Raw genomic sequence first — 18,132 nt, forward strand, 5'->3', positions numbered from 1 at the left:
AAGCCGCCTTGCAGCTGCCATGGTACTGCCACAAAGTCCCTTCACTTTTCTATAGGTTAGCCCTGTTGGGGGCTTTTGGCGTTAATACTGGATAGACGGGCAACGCTCATGAATATGCAGACTACATCGGTTATGGCCCCACCTGCTCCTAAGGGGCTGGGTGAAATGAAATTGCCCATCGTCATGATGCGCGACATTATGTTGAAGACGATCTTCCGTAAAAATGCGGATACCGTTTCCGAAATCGCCAAAGCCATTTGCCTACCAGGTGCTGTCACGCAAGAACTGATCGACATGGCCCGCGAACAGAAGCTGATTGAGGCCACAGGTACGCTAAACGCTAACAGCGGTAACGAGATGGGCTATCAGTTGACCGACGCCGGTAAGGCCCGCGCGCTGGACGCGCTGAGTCAGTCGGAATATTTTGGCGCCATGCCCGTGCCGCTGGAAGTCTACCGCGAGCAGGTCAAACGCCAGTCGATCCGCAACATTCAAGTGACCCGCGACCAGTTGGTTGGCGCAATGGGCCATCTGGTTCTGCCAGACAGCCTTCTAGACCAGCTCGGCCCTGCGGTAAGCGCCGGTCGTTCGGTATTGATGTACGGCCCTCCGGGCAACGGTAAATCTTCCATCTCGAACGGGATCCGGGATGCTCTGGGGGATAACGTTTATGTACCCTACGCTATCGAATATGCTGGTCAGGTAATCACGGTTTATGACCCGATCGTTCATAACGCAATTGAACAGGAACCTGACGACCCCAACAGCCTGCGCCGCCGTAAAAGGTTCGATTCTCGCTACGTTCAATGTGAGCGCCCGACCGTTGTGACAGGTGGTGAACTATCTCTCAGCATGCTGGACTTGGTCTACAACCCGACGGCACGAACCTACCAGGCACCGCTGCAACTAAAATCGACCGGCGGCATCTTCATCGTGGACGACCTTGGCCGTCAGCAAGAACCGCCGCAGGCCCTGATCAACCGCTGGATTGTTCCGTTGGAGGAAAACAAGGATATCCTTGGCCTTCAATCGGGTGAAAAATTTGAAGTCCCCTTCGATACGCTGGTCATTTTCTCGACCAACTTCCATCCAAACGAGATCTTTGACCAAGCCGCCCTGCGCCGGATCTTCTTCAAGATCAAGATCGACGGCCCGAACCAAGAGAACTTCCTGAAAATCTTTGCCATGATAGCCCGTAAACGCGGCATGCCTCTGGATGAGGCTGCCTTGGTCCACCTGTTGAAAGTCAAATATCCGACCATCAACAACATTTACGCGAACTATCAGCCGATCTTCCTGATCGATCAGATGATCTCAATCTGTGAGTTTGAGGGAATCCCCTATCAGATGAGCCCCGATCTGATCGACCGCGCATGGTCCAACATGTTCGTTAAAGACGAGAAAATCGTTAAATAACGTCGTGCCAATTTGCTGATGGGCCGGGTAATCTGCGCGCATGACGCAGATTCCCGCACGGATTACAGATTGGTTTTCAGACAAAGGCTGGTCTATCCACCCGCACCAACAGGACTTGTTCAATAGGGCTGCGGATCCTGCCACATTGCTTATTGCACCGACTGGCGGTGGCAAAACCATGGCCGGTTTTTTGCCTACTCTAGCGGATCTGGCAGAACGGGCTCATGCGGGTCTTCACACAATTTATGTGTCCCCACTAAAGGCGCTGGCCGCTGATATCCGGCGCAACTTGCGCGCGCCTGCGGAAGAGATCGGCCTGCCCATCCGGATTGAGGATCGCACCGGTGACACCTCGGCCACACAGAAGAAACGACAACGGGTGGACCCGCCGCATATCCTGCTGACAACGCCAGAAAGCCTCGCCCTGCTGACGTCTTATGAGGACGCGCCGCGCATGTTCGCTGGTGTACAACGCGTCATCATCGACGAAATTCACGCTCTGGCCGAAAGCAAACGCGGGGATCAGTTGATGCTGGCCTTAGCGCGACTGCAATCCTTGTGCCCGGATATGCGCAGGGTCGGGTTGTCTGCAACGGTTGAAGACCCTGAAGCCATCGCGCGTTTTCTGGCCCAGCATCCAGACCCTTGCCAAATTGTACAGGCTGACCCCGGCCCGGACCCCGATATCCAGATGCTGGAAACGCAGGAAATGCCCCCTTGGTCCGGTGGCGGTGCAGCCTATTCCATCCCGGCGGTGTTGGAACAAATCAAACAGCACAACACGACGCTGATCTTTCACAACACCCGCGCGCAGGCCGAGATTTTCTTTCACAACCTATGGCTAGCCAACGATGAAGGTTTGCCCATCGGTATCCACCACGGCAGTTTAGACCGGCAGCAGCGCGAACGGGTCGAGGCCGCCATGGTCCGCGGAGACCTGCGCGCTATCGTTTGCACCGGCAGTTTGGATTTGGGCATCGACTGGGGCGATGTCGATTTGGTGATCCAGATCGGCGCACCCAAAAACGTCAAAAGGTTGGTGCAGCGGATAGGACGTGCCAACCACCGTTACAATGCGCCTTCAAAAGCTTTGTTGGTTCCCGCCAATCGATTTGAGGTCGTCGAATGCGTCGCCGCGCTTGAAGCTGCAAAGGCGCAAGAATTGGACGGCGAACCACGTGGTGCTGGGCCGCGCGATGTGTTGTGTCAGCATATCCTGATCGCAGCGGCAGCGGGGCCTTTCGATGCGGACACGCTGTTCACCGAAATGACTGCCGCCGGCCCCTACTCTGAACTGACCCGAATAGAATTCGACGCCTGCCTAGAGTTCTGCGCGACAGGAGGCTACGCGCTGCGCGCCTATGACCGCTGGCAAAGGCTGTTACAACGTCCCGACGGGTTGTGGCAGCTACGCGACCCGCGCGCAGCCCAGCGTATCCGCATGAACCTTGGCACCATTCAGGATACCGATACACTGAAAGTGCGCTTGAAACGCAATCGCGGCGGCAAACCTCTGGGTGAAGTCGAAGAGGCCTTTGCCGCTTCGTTGACCCCTGGTGACACATTCCTGATCGGTGGTCAGATCGTGCGTTACGAGGGGCTGCGAGAGATGGTGGTCGAGGTTAGTCGCCGCGCCGACCGAAAACCAAAGGTGGCGGTGTTTTCGGGAACCAAATTCGCCACTTCAACGCAGCTGAGCGAACGTATCCTGCGCATGTTTGCCCAGCCTGACTGGCCGCAACTGCCAGTGCATACAGCCAACTGGTTGGCCCTCCAGCGGGATGTATCTCGCCTGCCCCAACGCGACCGGTTGCTGATCGAGAGCTTTCCTAATGATGGTCGCGAGCATCTGTGCGTATACGGTTTCGCCGGGCGGAATGCGCAGCAGACGCTGGGCCTGTTGCTGACCAAACGGATGGAAGAAACCGGCTTGGCGCCGCTGGGTTTCGTGGCCACCGACTATGCCACTCTGATATGGGGACTGGACGCGGTGACCGATCCGCGCCCTCTGTTCCAGCTGGACGCCCTGCGCGACGGGCTTGAGACGTGGTTGGCTGGAAACGCGGTGATGAAGCGGACGTTTCGCGCTTCGGCCACCATCGCTGGCCTGATAGAACGCAACACCCTTGGTAAGCGCAAAAGCGGGCGCCAGGCGACATTCTCTTCGGACATCCTCTATGACACTTTGTTGAAATACGACCCAGACCACCTGTTGATGCAGATCACCCGCGAAGAAGCTATGCGCGGGTTGGTGGACTTTGGGCGGATCGAAGCAATGATCGCCCGCATCGGCAACCGTATTGATTTGCTGCGGCTGGACAGAGTTTCACCCCTTGCCGCGCCGTTATTCTTGGAAGTCGGTAAGGTTCCGGTAAAAGGTGCAGCAGAGGAGCGCCTTGTGGCAGAGGAAAGCGCACGACTATTGCAAGCCGCAGGGCTAGAGCCCGTCTGATATCCCTTGCATCACAGTTAGAAACGCGCAAAGAACATATCATGAACGAAATAACGTTTTCTTTTGCGGGTCAAAGCTTCAGCGCTTTAGGATCGGGGGCCTTATGGTGGCCGGACCAAAGCATTCTGTGCGTTTCTGATCTGCATTTGGGAAAATCCGAACGCATCGCGCGCCTCGGCGGCCCGACCCTGCCCCCCTACGACATTCGAGAAACCCTGACCCGATTGGCAACCGATATCACCGCTACAAATCCCAGCACCGTGATTTGTCTAGGGGACAGTTTCGATGACCTAGAAGCCTCGGTAGCGATCAGCACAGCAGAGAAAAGAGACATAACAGCCATGCAGGCAGGCCGCCGGTGGATTTGGATCGAAGGCAACCATGACCCCGGCCCGATTGACTTAGGCGGTTCGCATCTGTCCGAATGTAAAATTGGTCCCCTGACCTTTCGGCATATAGCCCAACCACATTGCACGGGTGAGGTTTCCGGCCATTACCATCCCAAGGCGAAACTGAAAGCACGCGGCCGTGCGATCACCCGACCGGCTTTCCTGTTGGATCAAAAACGACTGATCCTACCAGCATATGGGACTTATATTGGTGGGATGCGAAGCTCGGATCAGGCGTTAGACACACTTATGGGCAAAAAGGCCTTGGCGATCCTGACCGGCCCTCAGCCGCAGATCATCCCGATGCCAAGGTAGCCAAAGTCAGATAACACCGTCCTGTTCCAGTTTGGGTTTGTATTTCCGGCTGATTGGAACCAGATCGCCGTTCTTCAAGCGTAAGAAAGACTTTCCGTCTTTCCTTACATCCCCGACAATGGCGTCACCAGCGACCCAATGTGACCGATGCGTGCAATGCCCTAAGACCGGCTCCATTTCAGAAATTGCGTCGCTAAACCTTGACCGGATGGTGAATGTTCCCTCGCACGTCACCACATCGACGGCATGATCGCGAACGGTTAGGCGAAAGATTTTACCTGAAAAGGATTCCGGCAAACGCTTTATCAAACGCGGAGCCAGGGGTTCTGCCTTTGCCAGAGTTGGCACCACCTGACTGTGACCTCGAACCAGTACCAAACCGGTGGCGAACAGCGCACCGTAGGGCGCAACCGACAGGATGTTTGGTGCCTGCTGACCACCTGAAGAGATCAACAAGAAAGACAAGAACCACAAGGATGGGACAAACAGCGCCAGAATGAACGCGATTAAAGCAACATCACGCCACGAAAACCGCGTATCAGGAAAAAACCGCTGAACCAGTCTTCGGGCAATCCACGTTATGCAGAGCGCCAGACCCATCACACCGACCCAGAACACAAACCTTTGCATGTAATTTAAGAAAAGATCAGGAAAAGGTTGAAAAGCGCATGCCAGCAGCGGAGGGAAAGCAACGCCCGCAATCGCTCGGCGTAGGGTAATCTCGGACAGGATTTTACTTGGTAGAACTTTCATACTCACTCAACGAACGGTCGACGATGCCCAACCAAGAAACCGAATATCCGAAAACCGTGTAACCGGCTGGAAAGATTTATTTATCACCAAATTTAGACACTTCAAACCCCGTCGATTCAAACTTTTTGCAATCTTCACAAAGAAAAAGCCGAAGAGCGTTCCCACTCTTCGGCCCATGCAATCACCGGTGCTTTCGGCTTATTAGGCTGTAAGACCTTCGGGCTCTGGCAGGCCATTCGCACGGCAGCAGGCGGTCAAAGTGTTGGCCAGCAGGCAGGCGATGGTCATCGGGCCGACACCACCTGGAACTGGTGTGATCGCGCCTGCGCGCTCGGCCGCGGAGACATAATCCACGTCACCAACCAGCTTGTTCTTGCCGTCACGTTCAATGCGATTGATACCAACATCGATTACGGTGGCGCCTTCCTTGATCCAGTCACCGGGGACCATTTCGGGGCGACCTACGGCGGCAACAACGATGTCGGCACGGCGCACGACATCCGGCAGGTCCTTGGTGCGCGAATGCGCGATGGTCACGGTGCAGCTGTCACCAAGCAGCAATTGCGCCATAGGTTTGCCCACGATGTTTGAACGGCCAATCACGACCGCGTCCATGCCGGAGAGCGAGCCGTGGTGGTCACGCAGCATCATCAAGCAACCCAGCGGGGTACAGGGTACCATCGACTTCTGGCCGGTACTCAGCAGACCCACGTTCGAAATGTGGAAACCATCGACATCCTTGGCCGGGTCGATCGAATTGATCACCAAATCTTCATTCAGGTGCTTGGGCAGAGGCAGTTGCACCAGAATACCGTGCACAGCAGGATCGTTGTTCAGCTTGTCGATCAGCGCCAGCAGGTCTGCTTCGGACGTGTCCACATCCAGCTTGTGCTCATACGAGTTCATCCCAACTTCGACGGTCATCTTGCCTTTCGAGCGGACATACACCTGACTGGCCGGGTCTTCGCCTACCAGAACCACGGCCAGACCTGGAGTGATGCCGTTTTCCTCTTTTAGCTTCGCAACCTGATCGGCCACCTGAGCACGAACCTTGGCCGCAAACGCCTTACCGTCGATAACCTGCGCTACCATCCTATGATCCCTTCTTTCCAAACGGATCGGGCGCTAAAAGCGCCCGGGTCTTCAGTCGGGGCCGAGCACGCGTTCTTCGCGGGCAATCGACCAGTCAATCAAAATGCGCCAGAGCTGTTCGGCAAGGTCGGGATCCATGCCCAACTCACTGGAACTCTTGCGCACGCGCTGCACCACGTCTTCGACACGATCGGGGATGCGAGCGGGCAGCCCCTCTCCGGGTTTCAGCTGAGACGCGCGGTCGATATAGCCTGCGCGAGTCACCAACATCTCAATCAGTTGGCGATCCAGCTTGTCGATCTGAGCCCGCAACTCCTGCATCGATTGACAGTCTTGCGGCGGTGTCAGAGTGGGCATGTTCGTCTCCTCATGGCCCGGGGATATCCCCGGACCACGAGATGTATCATTCGGGCGCTTAGAACAAGCCCTCGATCTCACCTGCGTCATTGAGGCAGATGGTTTCTGCAGCCGGTTTACGCGGCAGGCCGGGCATGGTCATGATCTCACCGCAGACAACGACGATGAAACCGGCACCAGCCGACAGGCGAACCTCACGCACCGGAACCGAGTGGCCGGTGGGCGCGCCGCGCAGAGTTGGATCGGTCGAGAACGAATACTGGGTTTTCGCCATGCAGACCGGGAAATTGCCGTAGCCTGCCTCTTCCCACTCACGCAGTTGGTTGCGGATCTTGTTGTCGGCCAGAACTTCGTCAGCGCGGTAGATGCGCTTGGCGATGGTTTCGATCTTTTCGAACAGCGGCATTTCGTCGGGATAGATCGGCGAGAAGTTGGCGCTGCCACCTTCGACGATTTCGACAACTTTTTCAGCCAGCGGAGCCGAACCATCCGAACCCAGTTCCCAGTGGCGCGACAGGATCGCTTCAACACCATGCTCGGCGCAGTAATCCTTGACCGCCTGCACTTCGTCATCGGTGTCAGTGACAAAGTGGTTGATGGCGACAACAACCGGAACACCAAACGACTTAACGTTTTCGATGTGACGACCCAGGTTGGCGCAACCGGACTGAACTGCGTCGACGTTTTCCGCTCCCAGATCAGCCTTTGCGACGCCGCCGTTCATCTTCATCGCGCGCACGGTGGCAACCAGTACCACTGCCGACGGAGCAATATCCGCCTTACGGCACTTGATGTTCATGAACTTCTCGGCACCCAGATCAGCACCGAAACCGGCTTCGGTCACGACATAGTCGGCAACTTTCAAAGCGGTCTTGGTCGCAATGACCGAGTTACAACCGTGTGCGATGTTCGCGAACGGGCCGCCGTGGACAAATGCCGGGTTGTTTTCCAGCGTCTGCACCAAGTTCGGCTGCATTGCGTCCTTCAGCAGAACGGTCATTGCGCCTTCGGCCTTGATGTCGCGGCAATAGACAGGCGTTTTGTCGCGGCGGTATGCGACGATGATGTCGCCCAGACGCTTTTCCAGGTCTTTCAGGTCGTTTGCAAGGCACAGGATCGCCATGACTTCCGATGCCACGGTGATGTCAAATCCTGCTTCACGCGGGAAACCGTTCGACACACCACCCAAGCTGGCAGTGATCTGACGCAGCGCTCGGTCGTTCATGTCGACCACACGACGCCATGCGACACGACGGATGTCGATATCGCACTCATTGCCCCAGTAGATGTGGTTGTCGATCATCGCCGACAACAGCGAGTGGGCCGAGGTGATGGCGTGGAAGTCACCAGTGAAGTGCAGGTTCATTTCCTCCATCGGAACAACCTGCGCGTAACCGCCACCCGCAGCGCCACCCTTCATGCCGAAATTCGGGCCGAGCGAGGCTTCGCGGATACAGATCATCGCGTTTTTGCCGATGCGGTTCAGACCGTCACCCAGACCAACAGTGGTTGTGGTCTTACCTTCACCTGCCGGGGTCGGGTTGATGGCGGTTACCAGAATCAACTTACCGTCTTCGCGGTCTTGAACCGAGTTGATGAAATCCTGGCTGACCTTCGCCTTGTCATGGCCGTAGGGCAGCAGATCGTCGCTGGAGATACCCAGCTTGGCGCCGATTTCCTGAATCGGCTTCTTGTTCGCTTCGCGAGCGATTTCGATATCGGATTTGTAGCTCATTGGGCAGGGTCCCTGATTGAATGCCGTGCTAAACCGACGCAGAGCGTCGGCGCTGCGCAATCCATACCGTTGTGCACCAAACAGATGGCTATGGATTCCGACATAATTGTGCCGCGAAACGGCGTAGCGCCATTTCACCGGTCTCTGATCGGAAACGACTGGCCTTTATGGTGCCCACGCTGGTTGATCCGGCACAAACAACCGCAATCTGTCACCGATACGCAAAGACCCAGGGCGTTCGACCCATCCTGTCACCCCGCGCCGACCCTGTGCTGCGGGTTTGAACGCAGCCCCGTGGCCAGTGTGATCTTGTTCGATCTCGCGGCCCGGCAGGACACACGGAGCATTTTCCATATCGATCGTGATCGTCGTGCCATTTCCAGCCTGCAGGCGCGACGACGGTGGGATGTGCGAAAAATCGGGGATGCCTTTCACAACGATCGACGCCCCGAGGTATGACGGATCAAGATCATCCAACTCCATCTCAGCTGCGATCACGACCAGTTCTTCCGCAGACAGTATCGATACCTGCCGCACATTCCGGATTTCGGTGCCTTGCGCATAGAGGTTCTTGACCCGGACACAGGAAGCCCGATTGAGCCCCTCATGCCGTTCACCATGCACACCTTCGAATCCCAGATCCAACGCGTCCATAGGATTGGCCCGCAAGGACTGACCTGCAGGCACATGACCCAGCCAGATCACTTCGCCTGAATACTCGGTTTCACGCGAAAACGGCATGGGCTTCCCTTTTTATCAGCGTCGTCACCCGCATAATGCCCAGTAACGATCTGATGAAAAAAGAAAAACCCGGAGGCTTGCTCCGGGTTTTCCAACTATGCCGACGGTTCTGGCTCCATCCCACCATCAGGTGGGGATTTCTTGACTTTGGTCTTCGGAATTGCCGTCACGCTGGGCGCGCTGCCCTCATCGGGTTTGTCGCCTTCATCATCGCCTTCGTTCGGAGATTCACCGTTCATAACGCGCTTGATCTCGTCGCCGGTCAGGGTCTCATATTCCAGCAGACCTTGTGCCAGACGCTCCCATTCTTCGTTCTTGTCGGACAGAATCTTGTGAGCGTGCTCATAACCTTGTTGGATCAGGCGCTTTACCTCTTCCTCAATCAGCTCTTTTGTATGTGCCGAAACCGAGAAACCAGCGGTGTTGCCCTGATATCCTTCATGGGCTTCGGCATAATCAATGTTGCCGACCTTATCGGACATGCCCCAGCGCATAACCATCGCACGCGCCAACTGGCTGGCTTGCATGATGTCACCCGCCGGACCGTTTGAGACGTGGTCTTCGCCGTATTTGATCACCTCGGCAGCTTTACCTGCCATCGTCATCGCCAGCTTTTGCTCGCACTCATCACGGTGATAGTTAAGACGGTCCATCTCGGGTAGCGAAACCACCATCCCCAACGCACCACCGCGTGGAATGATCGTCGCTTTGTAGACCGGATCGCACAGCGGCAGTTCCAGACCAACAACAGCATGGCCAGCCTCGTGGTAAGCAGTCTTTTCCTTCTGATCCTGGGTCAGCACCATCGAACGGCGCTCAGCCCCCATCATCACTTTGTCCTTGGCGTTCTCAAAATCCTCCATAGTGACAAAGCGACGGCCCACACGAGCAGCCATCAGCGCGGCCTCGTTCACGAGGTTCGCCAGATCGGCACCCGAGAAGCCCGGTGTACCGCGCGCGATAATGCGCAGATCGACATCGGGGCCCAGAGGCGTCTTGCGGGCATGCACGCCCAGAATCTTTTCGCGGCCTTTGATGTCGGGGTTTCCAACGGTCACGTTCCGGTCAAAACGGCCCGGACGCAGCAGCGCCGGGTCAAGAACATCTTTACGGTTTGTAGCCGCAAGAATGATCACGCCTTCGTTTGCCTCGAACCCGTCCATCTCAACCAGCAGCTGGTTGAGGGTCTGTTCGCGTTCGTCGTTACCGCCGCCGTAACCGGCACCACGATGGCGACCCACGGCGTCGATCTCGTCGATGAACACAATACAGGGCGCATTCTTCTTGGCTTGTTCAAACATGTCGCGCACGCGGGACGCACCAACACCTACGAACATCTCAACGAAGTCCGAGCCCGAGATGGTGAAGAACGGCACACCCGCTTCGCCCGCAATCGCTCTGGCCAGCAGCGTTTTACCGGTACCCGGAGGGCCAACAAGCAGAGCGCCTTTCGGAATTTTACCACCCAGGCGTGAGAATTTCTGTGGGTTTCGCAGGAACTCCACGATCTCTTCCAGCTCTTCCTTGGCTTCGTCGATGCCGGCCACATCGTCAAACGTCACGCGGCCGTGCTTTTCGGTCAGCATTTTTGCCTTGGACTTACCAAAGCCCATCGCACCGCCTTTGCCACCGCCTTGCATCCGGTTCATGAAATAGATCCAGACACCGATCAGCAGCAGGAAGGGCAGCAAGGTCAGGATAAACGACTGAAAGCCGGATTGCTGCTGTTTTACCGCCTGAACAGGGATACTCTCATCTATCAACAGTTTGGTGACTTCTGCATCACCCGGTTTGATGGTGACGTAGTTTGCACCGCTTTGAGTGGTATAGCGAATCTGCTCACCATCGAGCGTCACATTCTTGACTTCGCCGGCCTCTACGGCGCTGACGAAATCAGAATAGGTTCTTTCATTGCTTTGAAGCGTTCCACCCTGACCACTGAAGAAATTGAACAGTGCAAGGATCAGCAGAAACAGAACGACCCAGAAGGCGATGTTACGAGCGTTGCCCAAGAAAAATCTCCCAAAAGATTTCGGCAGATGGGGATCTGCCGGGTTGCTCTTTAAAATAGAGATGATTCAAGCAGGTTCAATGCGATAAAAGAGAAGAGTAAAACTCGGGCCGTTGCGGCACCAACTCAGCAACCCAACCGTTCGAAAAATCAGCCAGTGGAGCTGCAATAATGGTTTCGCCACGCCAAACGGCTGGAGAAGACAAAAGCGCTTGACGCGGTTTGCCTAAAGCACGCCAGTTTTCTAGCTGCGACAAGCCATTCTCACCCAATGCGCGGACCTCAGCATCGAAATCATCGGGACCAGACAGGATCCAGCGGTTGTCCCATGCCTGGTGCGGAGCGGCGATCTGCAGTGCCACGGCGTTTAGTTCCCTGCAAAACCACGTTTTATCGCCCTTCGGGATCAACATACATCCGGCCAATGTAAAAGTTTGGCCGCCTCGAACAGCCGCGACAGCCTGATCCACCGCAGACCCACGCGGCGGATACCCCTGCCCGGCAATCCACGCGATTGTTCCCATAACCAACTGTCTTTGAACCTCGGCAGGCAACATCCCAAAGCCGCTTCGGTCCACGCACACGTCACCGCCGTCAACTTTCGTGACTTTAAGGGCGGATTCCTGCGTAAAACGAGCCAAAGCCTCACGCGCTTGTGCAAGATTTTCAGCCACACGAGTCAGCGATAACGCGGAAATGCCCAGCGGTTCCAGCTCAGACAACGCCTTGCGCGCCTTGATCCTGTCGAATTTCTGATCGTGATTCGACGGATCTTCTATCCAATCCATGCCGCGTTCCGACAAGTAATCCCGCAGGGTTTGCCGAGTGACCTTCAGCATAGGTCGAATTAGCCTTATTCCGTCCAGCGTCCGCGCGGTGGGCATACCAGAAAGCCCCGTCACGCCAGCCGCACGGCCAAGCCGCATCAGCACCGTTTCGGCCTGATCATCCGCCGTATGTCCCAAGGCAATTGCCGAAATGTCGTTTCTTGTTGCCCAGTTCGTCAACAGCCGATAGCGCGCTTGCCGCGCCTGATCCTGCAGGTTTCCCGAACCGTCCCAACCTTGCCAAACAAGCGTTTCATGCGGGATTCCCAGTTGCTCCGCCTGTTCGGCCACCCGGGCGGCCTCGGCCGCAGCCTCAGGGCGTAACCCGTGATTTACTGTTGCCGCGAATAGTTCGACCTGTTCGATCTGGGCAATTTCGTGCAACAGCCTCATCAGAGCGATTGAGTCACCCCCACCCGAAACGGCCACCCCCAAACGCGGCGGCAACCTAACAGGCAACTGCGCGCGAATTTCGGATCGAAGAGATTCAGCCTGATCGGTCAAGAACAGCCCAGCGATGCCATTTCCTGTGTGGCCGCGGCTACTGTGGGCGCGGTCGGAAAGCGCACGCCAACCTCGGACAGAGTGATGCACGCCTGGTCAGTTTGCCCCAAACGCCCCAGCGCGGCGCCAAGTTCGAACAATGCCTCGGGCGCAAACGCGCCTTCGGAGTCGCCGGTAAAGCTGGCCAGAAACGCCCGCGCGGCTTCACGCGTATCGCCCATACCTTCCAACGCTTGTCCACGTTTCAGATTGGCCTCGGGGGCCAGGGGGCTGCCTGGGTAAGAGGTGTCGAATTGCGCAAATTGGTCAGCGGCTGCCTGAAAATCTCCGTCAGCCAAAGCCTGCGCTGCGGCGTCAAAGTCCGCTCGTTCGCCAATCGCCAGTTCCCCTTGATCAGGCGTGGACGGCGCCGTTGGCGCAACAGGTACTGCAGCTGTAACTTGGGTTTCGCCGCCAAGAGTCGACGTTTCGCCCAAAGTGCTTAGGTCACCACCTTCAAGTTCAACCAAACGGAACTCAAGATCTCCTATCCGGTTGGTCCCATCTGCCACGATATTCTGCACCCGCTGGTCCAACTGTTCGGTTTGCCGCGTCAGACGTTGCAACTCGGCCTCGATCGCATCCACACGTTCAAGAATCGAACTGCCGGACAGGTTCGGAGCTGGAGACCCAGTGGTCGAAAACTCGCGCTTCAAGCGCTGAATCTCAACATGCAGCACCGTCAGTTCCTGACGGATATCCGCCAGTGTCTGCTGATCCTGTGCTTGCGCCATGCCAACGGTCGCGACAACTGCGGCCAGAACCCATCCTGCAATTCTCATTGTCTTACCCCAAGGTTGAACCGGTCAGCACCGTCACCGCACGGCGGTTTTTGGAATAGCAATCCTCGGTGCTGCAAATCTCAATCGGGCGCTCTTTACCGTAGCTGACAGTCGTCAGACGATTGCCTGCCACGCCGCGTGAAATCAGATAGTCCCGAGCCGCATTCGCCCGTTTTGCACCAAGACCGAGGTTGTATTCACGTGTGCCTTGTTCGTCAGCGTGACCTTCGATTGTCGCCACATAGTCCGGGTTGGCCATCAGCCAGTCCGCCTGTCCTTGCAAGATCGTTTGCGCCTGTGGTGTCAGGGTGGACTGGTCCACAGAGAACAACACGCGGTCACCAATGGTTTGCTGGAAATAGGCCGGTGAGCGCGGATCGCTTGGCGAACCTGGCGCGATTGCTCCGTTGGCGCCATTGCCAAACCCGCCCAATGCTGACGGATCGTTGTTGGTGCAGGCAGCGATGACACTCAGCGCGCCCAACGCTATGATTTTGCCCAATACATTCATTTCAGATGCCTCGTCGTTTTATCGGTTTATTGCCGCCTCTGTATCACAGTGCAGGATTTTTGTGAACTTTTCCAAGCCCCTGCTCCGATCAATTCTGCAATGGTCCCCAGGATGGATCGCTGCCACCATCCGGAGTTCTGACCGGGCGCAGGTTCCGACCTGAAATATCAACGGAATACAGCGTCGCCCGACCGCTTGCACCTTGGGTTTCGCGTGTGAACATGATAACGCGGCCATTAGGTGACCATGTCGGTCCTTCGTCCAGGAAAGACGAGGTCAGCAAGCGCTCCTCGCTTCCATCGACACGCATGACACCAATGTGGAACCGGCCCTTGTTCTGCTTGGTAAATGCAATCAGATCACCGCGCGGGGACCAGACCGGAGTACCATAGCGCCCTTGACCAAAGCTGATACGGGTCGCTTCCCCCCCATTTGCTGGCATGATGTAAAGCTGCGGTGTACCCGAGCGGTCGCTTTCAAACACGATTTGCGACCCGTCCGGAGAGTAGCTGGGCGCGGTTTCAATCGCCGTCGTGTTGGTCAGGCGCACACTTTGACCAGAAGCCAAATCCATCTTCCACAGATCGGTGTTACCGCCCTGAATCAGCGAATACACGATCGAGCGACCATCGGGCGAGAAACGTGGAGAAAAGCTCATCGTGCCTTCCTGAGTTTTCAGTTCGGTCCGCTTAACGCGGTCAACATCCAGAACATAGATGCGCGGTTGGCCGGTTTCATAACTGGTATACAGCAACCGGTCGCCTGTCGGTGAAAAGCGCGGGGCCAATACGATAGACGAACTGTCTGTCAGATACTGAACGTTGGCCCCGTCATAGTCCATGATCGCAAGCCGTTTCAGGCGTTGGTCCTTGGGTCCGCTTTCAGACACAAACGCCACGCGGCTGTCGAAATAGGCCCCCTCGCCTGTGATCCGGCTGTAGACCTGATCGGCTACCTTATGCGCCATGCGCCGCCAGCCCTCGGTCGTGCCTGCAAATTGTAAACCGTTGCCTAGTTCCTGACCCGAGAACACATCCCATACTCGAAACCGAACCGTCAGGCGGTTGCCCGAGACGTTCACAGCCCCTGTCACCAGCGCGTCCGCGTTGATGGCTTTCCAATCCGCAAACTGCACCGGAGCATCAAAACTGCTGACACGGCTGATGAATGCGTCTGAAGAAATTTCGCGGAATAGTCCGGTTCCGGTCAAATCCGCTGCAACGACCCGAGAGATGTCATTGGCATACTGTGTCGCCGCCGGCCCATCGGGCACGAAATTCGGCACCGCAAAGGGCAAGGGTTCGATAATCCCCTGATCCAATTCCAGACGCAGCGGTCCGCTCTGAGCGTATACCGGCGCTGTCAAAATCGTCAGGCCAAGCAACAGGCTGATCAGAAATCTCATCATTTGATCCGCATCCTCTCGGGATTGAATGTAATCTCAATATCCTGCCACTGATCGTATTTGTCAGCAGGCAGATCATATCCTTTTGCCCCGCAGCGCAAAATAGCACGCCGAGCGGCCTCATATGCCTGTTTTGCAGACGCTGCCGTGCCGCCAGAGCTGTCGAGCATGCGCAAGCTGCCCCCAACGACCTTGCCGTCCGGAGAAAGTGAAAACCCTACAACCACAACCGTTTGCAGCGCGTCCGTGGACAGGGATCCTACGTTCCAACACTGCGAAACCGCCAGACGCATGGCATCTTTTTCACCACTGGTCAGCGGCGGGCCAGAGGGTTCATTGCTCTGCCTCAACGCCTCAGCCAAGGCGTCTTCGACCGCGCTTTCGTCGACTTGTTCCGACGGGGTTGGCTCTAGTTCTTCGGCAACTTCCGTTTGCGCCGGGGGCGTAGGTCGGTTGGGCCGAACTTGGGGCCTAGGAGATGTACGCGGGGCGTTCTCTTTGGTTTCTTCCGCCTCGGTTACGATCTCATCCGTGGCCTCCTCAGGGGCGGTCTGATCCTGCTGTTCCTGTTGCGTCTCTGCGCCTTCATCTAAGGAGACGGCTGGGGTCTCAATATCATCAGGCTGCGCCTCGGGGGGCGGCGGGGCAACGGGCTCGGGCGCTACCTTGTCAGCTGCGCGCGGCTGCGCCTCGGGGCCGGGAGGCACAGGCAATGTTTCGGTCACAGGCTCGGGCTGATCCAGGATCGGGGGTTCCTCGACCACTTCCGGTTCGGGCGGAGGCTCAACCGGCTCGGGCACAGGATCGGGTTCGGGGTCCGGAGGTGTCACGACTTCGGGAGGCGTAATTTCTTTGTCCACCGTCTCAGGTGGGGCTGGCTGTTCTTCGGGTGCTTCAGGTTGTTGTAAGGCAGTTGCGGTCGGTACCTCCGGCGCATCACGCTGTGCGGTCATCGCGGCAAATTGTTCAGCAGAGACCACCGACACCTCCTGTACTGCCATAGGCAGAGGTTCGGACCGGAAGGTACCGCCAAATAAAGCCCATCCAATCAAAGTGACATGGGCAATCGCCGAGATCTTGGTGCCGGTATCCACCGTGCGGCCTCACTCTCCACCTTCGTCCAGGGTCGGCCCGCCGGTGTCGGTCACAAGACCGACATTGGAAAACCCACCCGCATTCAGTGCGCCCATGATTTGCATCACCTGCGCATATGGGATCGCCCCGTCAGCGCGCAGGAACACGCGGTCACTGCTACGTTCTGCAGCGATGGCGCGCAGTTTGCCAATCAACTCTTCGCGTTGAACATCCGTGGTTTGGATTTGCACCCGCCCATCGGCAGTCAACGTGACTGTCAGCGGTTCTTCGTTATCACCGGGCAAGGCACTTGCGGCCGTTTTGGGCAAGTCAACCGGCACTCCAACTGTCAGCAGCGGTGCGGCAACCATAAAAATGATCAGCAGCACCAGCATGACGTCGACAAACGGTGTCACGTTGATCTCAGCCATCGGCTGCGCGCGCCCACGACGCCGACCGCGTCTACGCCCGTTCCCTTCCCCGTTTTGCTGAACCGCCGCACCCATGTCAGCTGTCCAACTGGCGCGATAGAATAGTTGCGAATTCGTCGGCAAAAGCTTCATAGCCGCCAACGATCCGATCACTGTCCGCGCTGAGTTTGTTATAGAAAATCACTGCTGGTATCGCGGCCAGCAGGCCCAGACCTGTTGCTAGCAAGGCCTCGGCAATACCAGGGGCGACAACGGCGAGGTTGGTGTTCTGTTGTTCGGCAATCTCGATAAAGGCGTTCATGATACCCCAGACCGTTCCAAACAAGCCAATGAACGGCGCAGTCGAGCCGACCGTCGCCAAAATGGGCAAACCTTTTTGCAGTGTCTCGGCTTCTTTTGCGATTGCCACATTCATTGACCGGTCAATCCGGGCAGTGGCACCTGCTATCAACCCGCCATCCGTTCGGTGGGATCGCCGCCACTCGATCATGCCGGCGGCAAAAATCTTCTCTGAACTACCATCGGGCTGTGTGCCTATTTGTTCGAACAGCTCATCCAGTGGGTTCCCAGACCAGAAGCTTTCATCAAACACCCGCGCTTCGCCGCGCGCCGCACGGTAGTTGATCAGCTTCTGAATAATAATCGCCCAAGACCAGATGGATGCGCCAACCAACATCAACATCACCAGTTTAACGATAAACGTCGCGCGGGCATAAAGCCCCCACATGGAGAAGTCGATCTCCTGCGCCAGCACCAGCGTTTCAGCTTCCATGAACCTGCTCTTTGTTTTTGCCTGACGGCCGTTCGTATGGCCTTGTTTTGCCAGACGCTAACCCAGATGGCCCTGAAAAGCCAACAGAACCACCTCTGCGCCGCAATTTGTTACAGCAATGCGCGAATCTCTGCCGGAAGCCGAACCGGTTTGCCCTGCGCGTTCATGCAGACTGCGGTAACTGTAGCACGGAATATTTCAGTATCGCCGCGTTTTACCAATTGCCCCATGGTCAGCCGGACCCCCGAGCGCGATAAGAATTCTGTTTCGATAGTCAGTTCATCATCAAACCGCGCTGGGGCCAGGTAATCTGCTTCGATCCGCCGAATGACCCAAACGATCCCGTCGTCGCGCATCGCGTTTTGGTCGTTGCCCAAGCGGCGCACGTAATCTGACCGCGCTCGTTCAATATATTTCAAATAATTCGCGTGATAGACGACACCGCCCATATCCGTGTCTTCGTAATAGACCCGCACCGTGTAAATGTGCTTTTGCTGCTCAGCTTTTTGGTTGGTCATAGGCACGA

General features: G+C 56.7%; 17 protein-coding genes. 3 read left to right on the plus strand and 14 right to left on the minus strand.

Annotated elements, in window-relative coordinates:
* Positions 1 to 108: 108 nt before the first annotated feature.
* Genes ACR0L3_RS13435 through pdeM form a run of 3 tightly spaced genes read left to right on the plus strand, consistent with a single transcriptional unit; the run spans position 109 to position 4,572 of the window.
* Positions 109 to 1,416 (plus strand): P-loop NTPase family protein, encoded by a 1,308-nt coding sequence (locus tag ACR0L3_RS13435; RefSeq protein WP_480746244.1) that lies wholly within the window; start codon positions 109 to 111, stop codon positions 1,414 to 1,416.
* Between the two features lie 40 nt (positions 1,417 to 1,456).
* Positions 1,457 to 3,868, plus strand: coding sequence for a ligase-associated DNA damage response DEXH box helicase (locus ACR0L3_RS13440; protein WP_480746245.1), 2,412 nt, complete (start codon positions 1,457 to 1,459; stop codon positions 3,866 to 3,868).
* A 41-nt stretch (positions 3,869 to 3,909) separates the two neighbouring features.
* Positions 3,910 to 4,572 (plus strand): ligase-associated DNA damage response endonuclease PdeM, encoded by a 663-nt coding sequence (gene pdeM, locus ACR0L3_RS13445; RefSeq protein ID WP_480746246.1) that lies wholly within the window; start codon positions 3,910 to 3,912, stop codon positions 4,570 to 4,572.
* A gap of 6 nt (positions 4,573 to 4,578) precedes the next feature.
* Here pdeM and ACR0L3_RS13450 read toward each other — a convergent pair whose 3' ends face one another.
* The 14 genes from ACR0L3_RS13450 to ybgC form a co-directional block, all read right to left on the minus strand.
* Complete coding sequence (locus ACR0L3_RS13450) at positions 4,579 to 5,325, minus strand: LytTR family DNA-binding domain-containing protein (RefSeq protein ID WP_480746247.1); 747 nt, start codon at positions 5,323 to 5,325, stop codon at positions 4,579 to 4,581.
* A gap of 201 nt (positions 5,326 to 5,526) precedes the next feature.
* Complete coding sequence (folD, locus tag ACR0L3_RS13455) at positions 5,527 to 6,417, minus strand: bifunctional methylenetetrahydrofolate dehydrogenase/methenyltetrahydrofolate cyclohydrolase FolD (RefSeq protein ID WP_480746248.1); 891 nt, start codon at positions 6,415 to 6,417, stop codon at positions 5,527 to 5,529.
* Positions 6,418 to 6,468: 51 nt separating this feature from the next.
* Positions 6,469 to 6,774, minus strand: coding sequence for a chorismate mutase (locus ACR0L3_RS13460; RefSeq protein WP_480746249.1), 306 nt, complete (start codon positions 6,772 to 6,774; stop codon positions 6,469 to 6,471).
* A 58-nt stretch (positions 6,775 to 6,832) separates the two neighbouring features.
* Positions 6,833 to 8,509, minus strand: coding sequence for a formate--tetrahydrofolate ligase (locus ACR0L3_RS13465; RefSeq protein ID WP_480746250.1), 1,677 nt, complete (start codon positions 8,507 to 8,509; stop codon positions 6,833 to 6,835).
* 165 nt (positions 8,510 to 8,674) lie between these two features.
* The gene (locus ACR0L3_RS13470) at positions 8,675 to 9,250 is read right to left on the minus strand and encodes an MOSC domain-containing protein (RefSeq protein ID WP_480746251.1); all 576 of its coding nucleotides are present in this window, start codon (positions 9,248 to 9,250) and stop codon (positions 8,675 to 8,677) included.
* Positions 9,251 to 9,345: 95 nt separating this feature from the next.
* Positions 9,346 to 11,262 carry an ATP-dependent zinc metalloprotease FtsH gene (gene ftsH / locus ACR0L3_RS13475; protein WP_480746252.1) on the minus strand — a complete coding sequence of 639 codons (1,917 nt, stop codon included), beginning with the start codon at positions 11,260 to 11,262 and terminating at the stop codon, positions 9,346 to 9,348.
* A gap of 76 nt (positions 11,263 to 11,338) precedes the next feature.
* Positions 11,339 to 12,592, minus strand: coding sequence for a tRNA lysidine(34) synthetase TilS (gene tilS, locus ACR0L3_RS13480; protein ID WP_480746253.1), 1,254 nt, complete (start codon positions 12,590 to 12,592; stop codon positions 11,339 to 11,341).
* Entirely contained in the window at positions 12,589 to 13,413 is an 825-nt protein-coding gene (gene ybgF, locus ACR0L3_RS13485; RefSeq protein WP_480746254.1) for a tol-pal system protein YbgF, read from the minus strand. The genes tilS and ybgF overlap by 4 nt, the downstream gene beginning before the upstream one ends.
* 4 nt (positions 13,414 to 13,417) lie before the next feature.
* Complete coding sequence (gene pal / locus ACR0L3_RS13490) at positions 13,418 to 13,924, minus strand: peptidoglycan-associated lipoprotein Pal (protein ID WP_480746255.1); 507 nt, start codon at positions 13,922 to 13,924, stop codon at positions 13,418 to 13,420.
* An 88-nt stretch (positions 13,925 to 14,012) separates the two neighbouring features.
* Entirely contained in the window at positions 14,013 to 15,332 is a 1,320-nt protein-coding gene (gene tolB / locus ACR0L3_RS13495) for a Tol-Pal system beta propeller repeat protein TolB (protein ID WP_480746256.1), read from the minus strand.
* Positions 15,329 to 16,423, minus strand: coding sequence for an energy transducer TonB (locus ACR0L3_RS13500; RefSeq protein ID WP_480746257.1), 1,095 nt, complete (start codon positions 16,421 to 16,423; stop codon positions 15,329 to 15,331). Before ACR0L3_RS13500 ends, tolB begins: the two co-directional genes overlap by 4 nt.
* A gap of 9 nt (positions 16,424 to 16,432) precedes the next feature.
* Positions 16,433 to 16,909, minus strand: coding sequence for a protein TolR (gene tolR, locus ACR0L3_RS13505; RefSeq protein ID WP_480746258.1), 477 nt, complete (start codon positions 16,907 to 16,909; stop codon positions 16,433 to 16,435).
* 1 nt (position 16,910) lies between these two features.
* Complete coding sequence (gene tolQ, locus ACR0L3_RS13510; protein WP_480746260.1) at positions 16,911 to 17,606, minus strand: protein TolQ; 696 nt, start codon at positions 17,604 to 17,606, stop codon at positions 16,911 to 16,913.
* Positions 17,607 to 17,716: 110 nt separating this feature from the next.
* Complete coding sequence (ybgC, locus tag ACR0L3_RS13515) at positions 17,717 to 18,124, minus strand: tol-pal system-associated acyl-CoA thioesterase (protein ID WP_480746261.1); 408 nt, start codon at positions 18,122 to 18,124, stop codon at positions 17,717 to 17,719.
* Between the last annotated feature and the right edge of the window lie 8 nt (positions 18,125 to 18,132).

The organism is Ruegeria sp. CK1 (assembly GCF_056536545.1).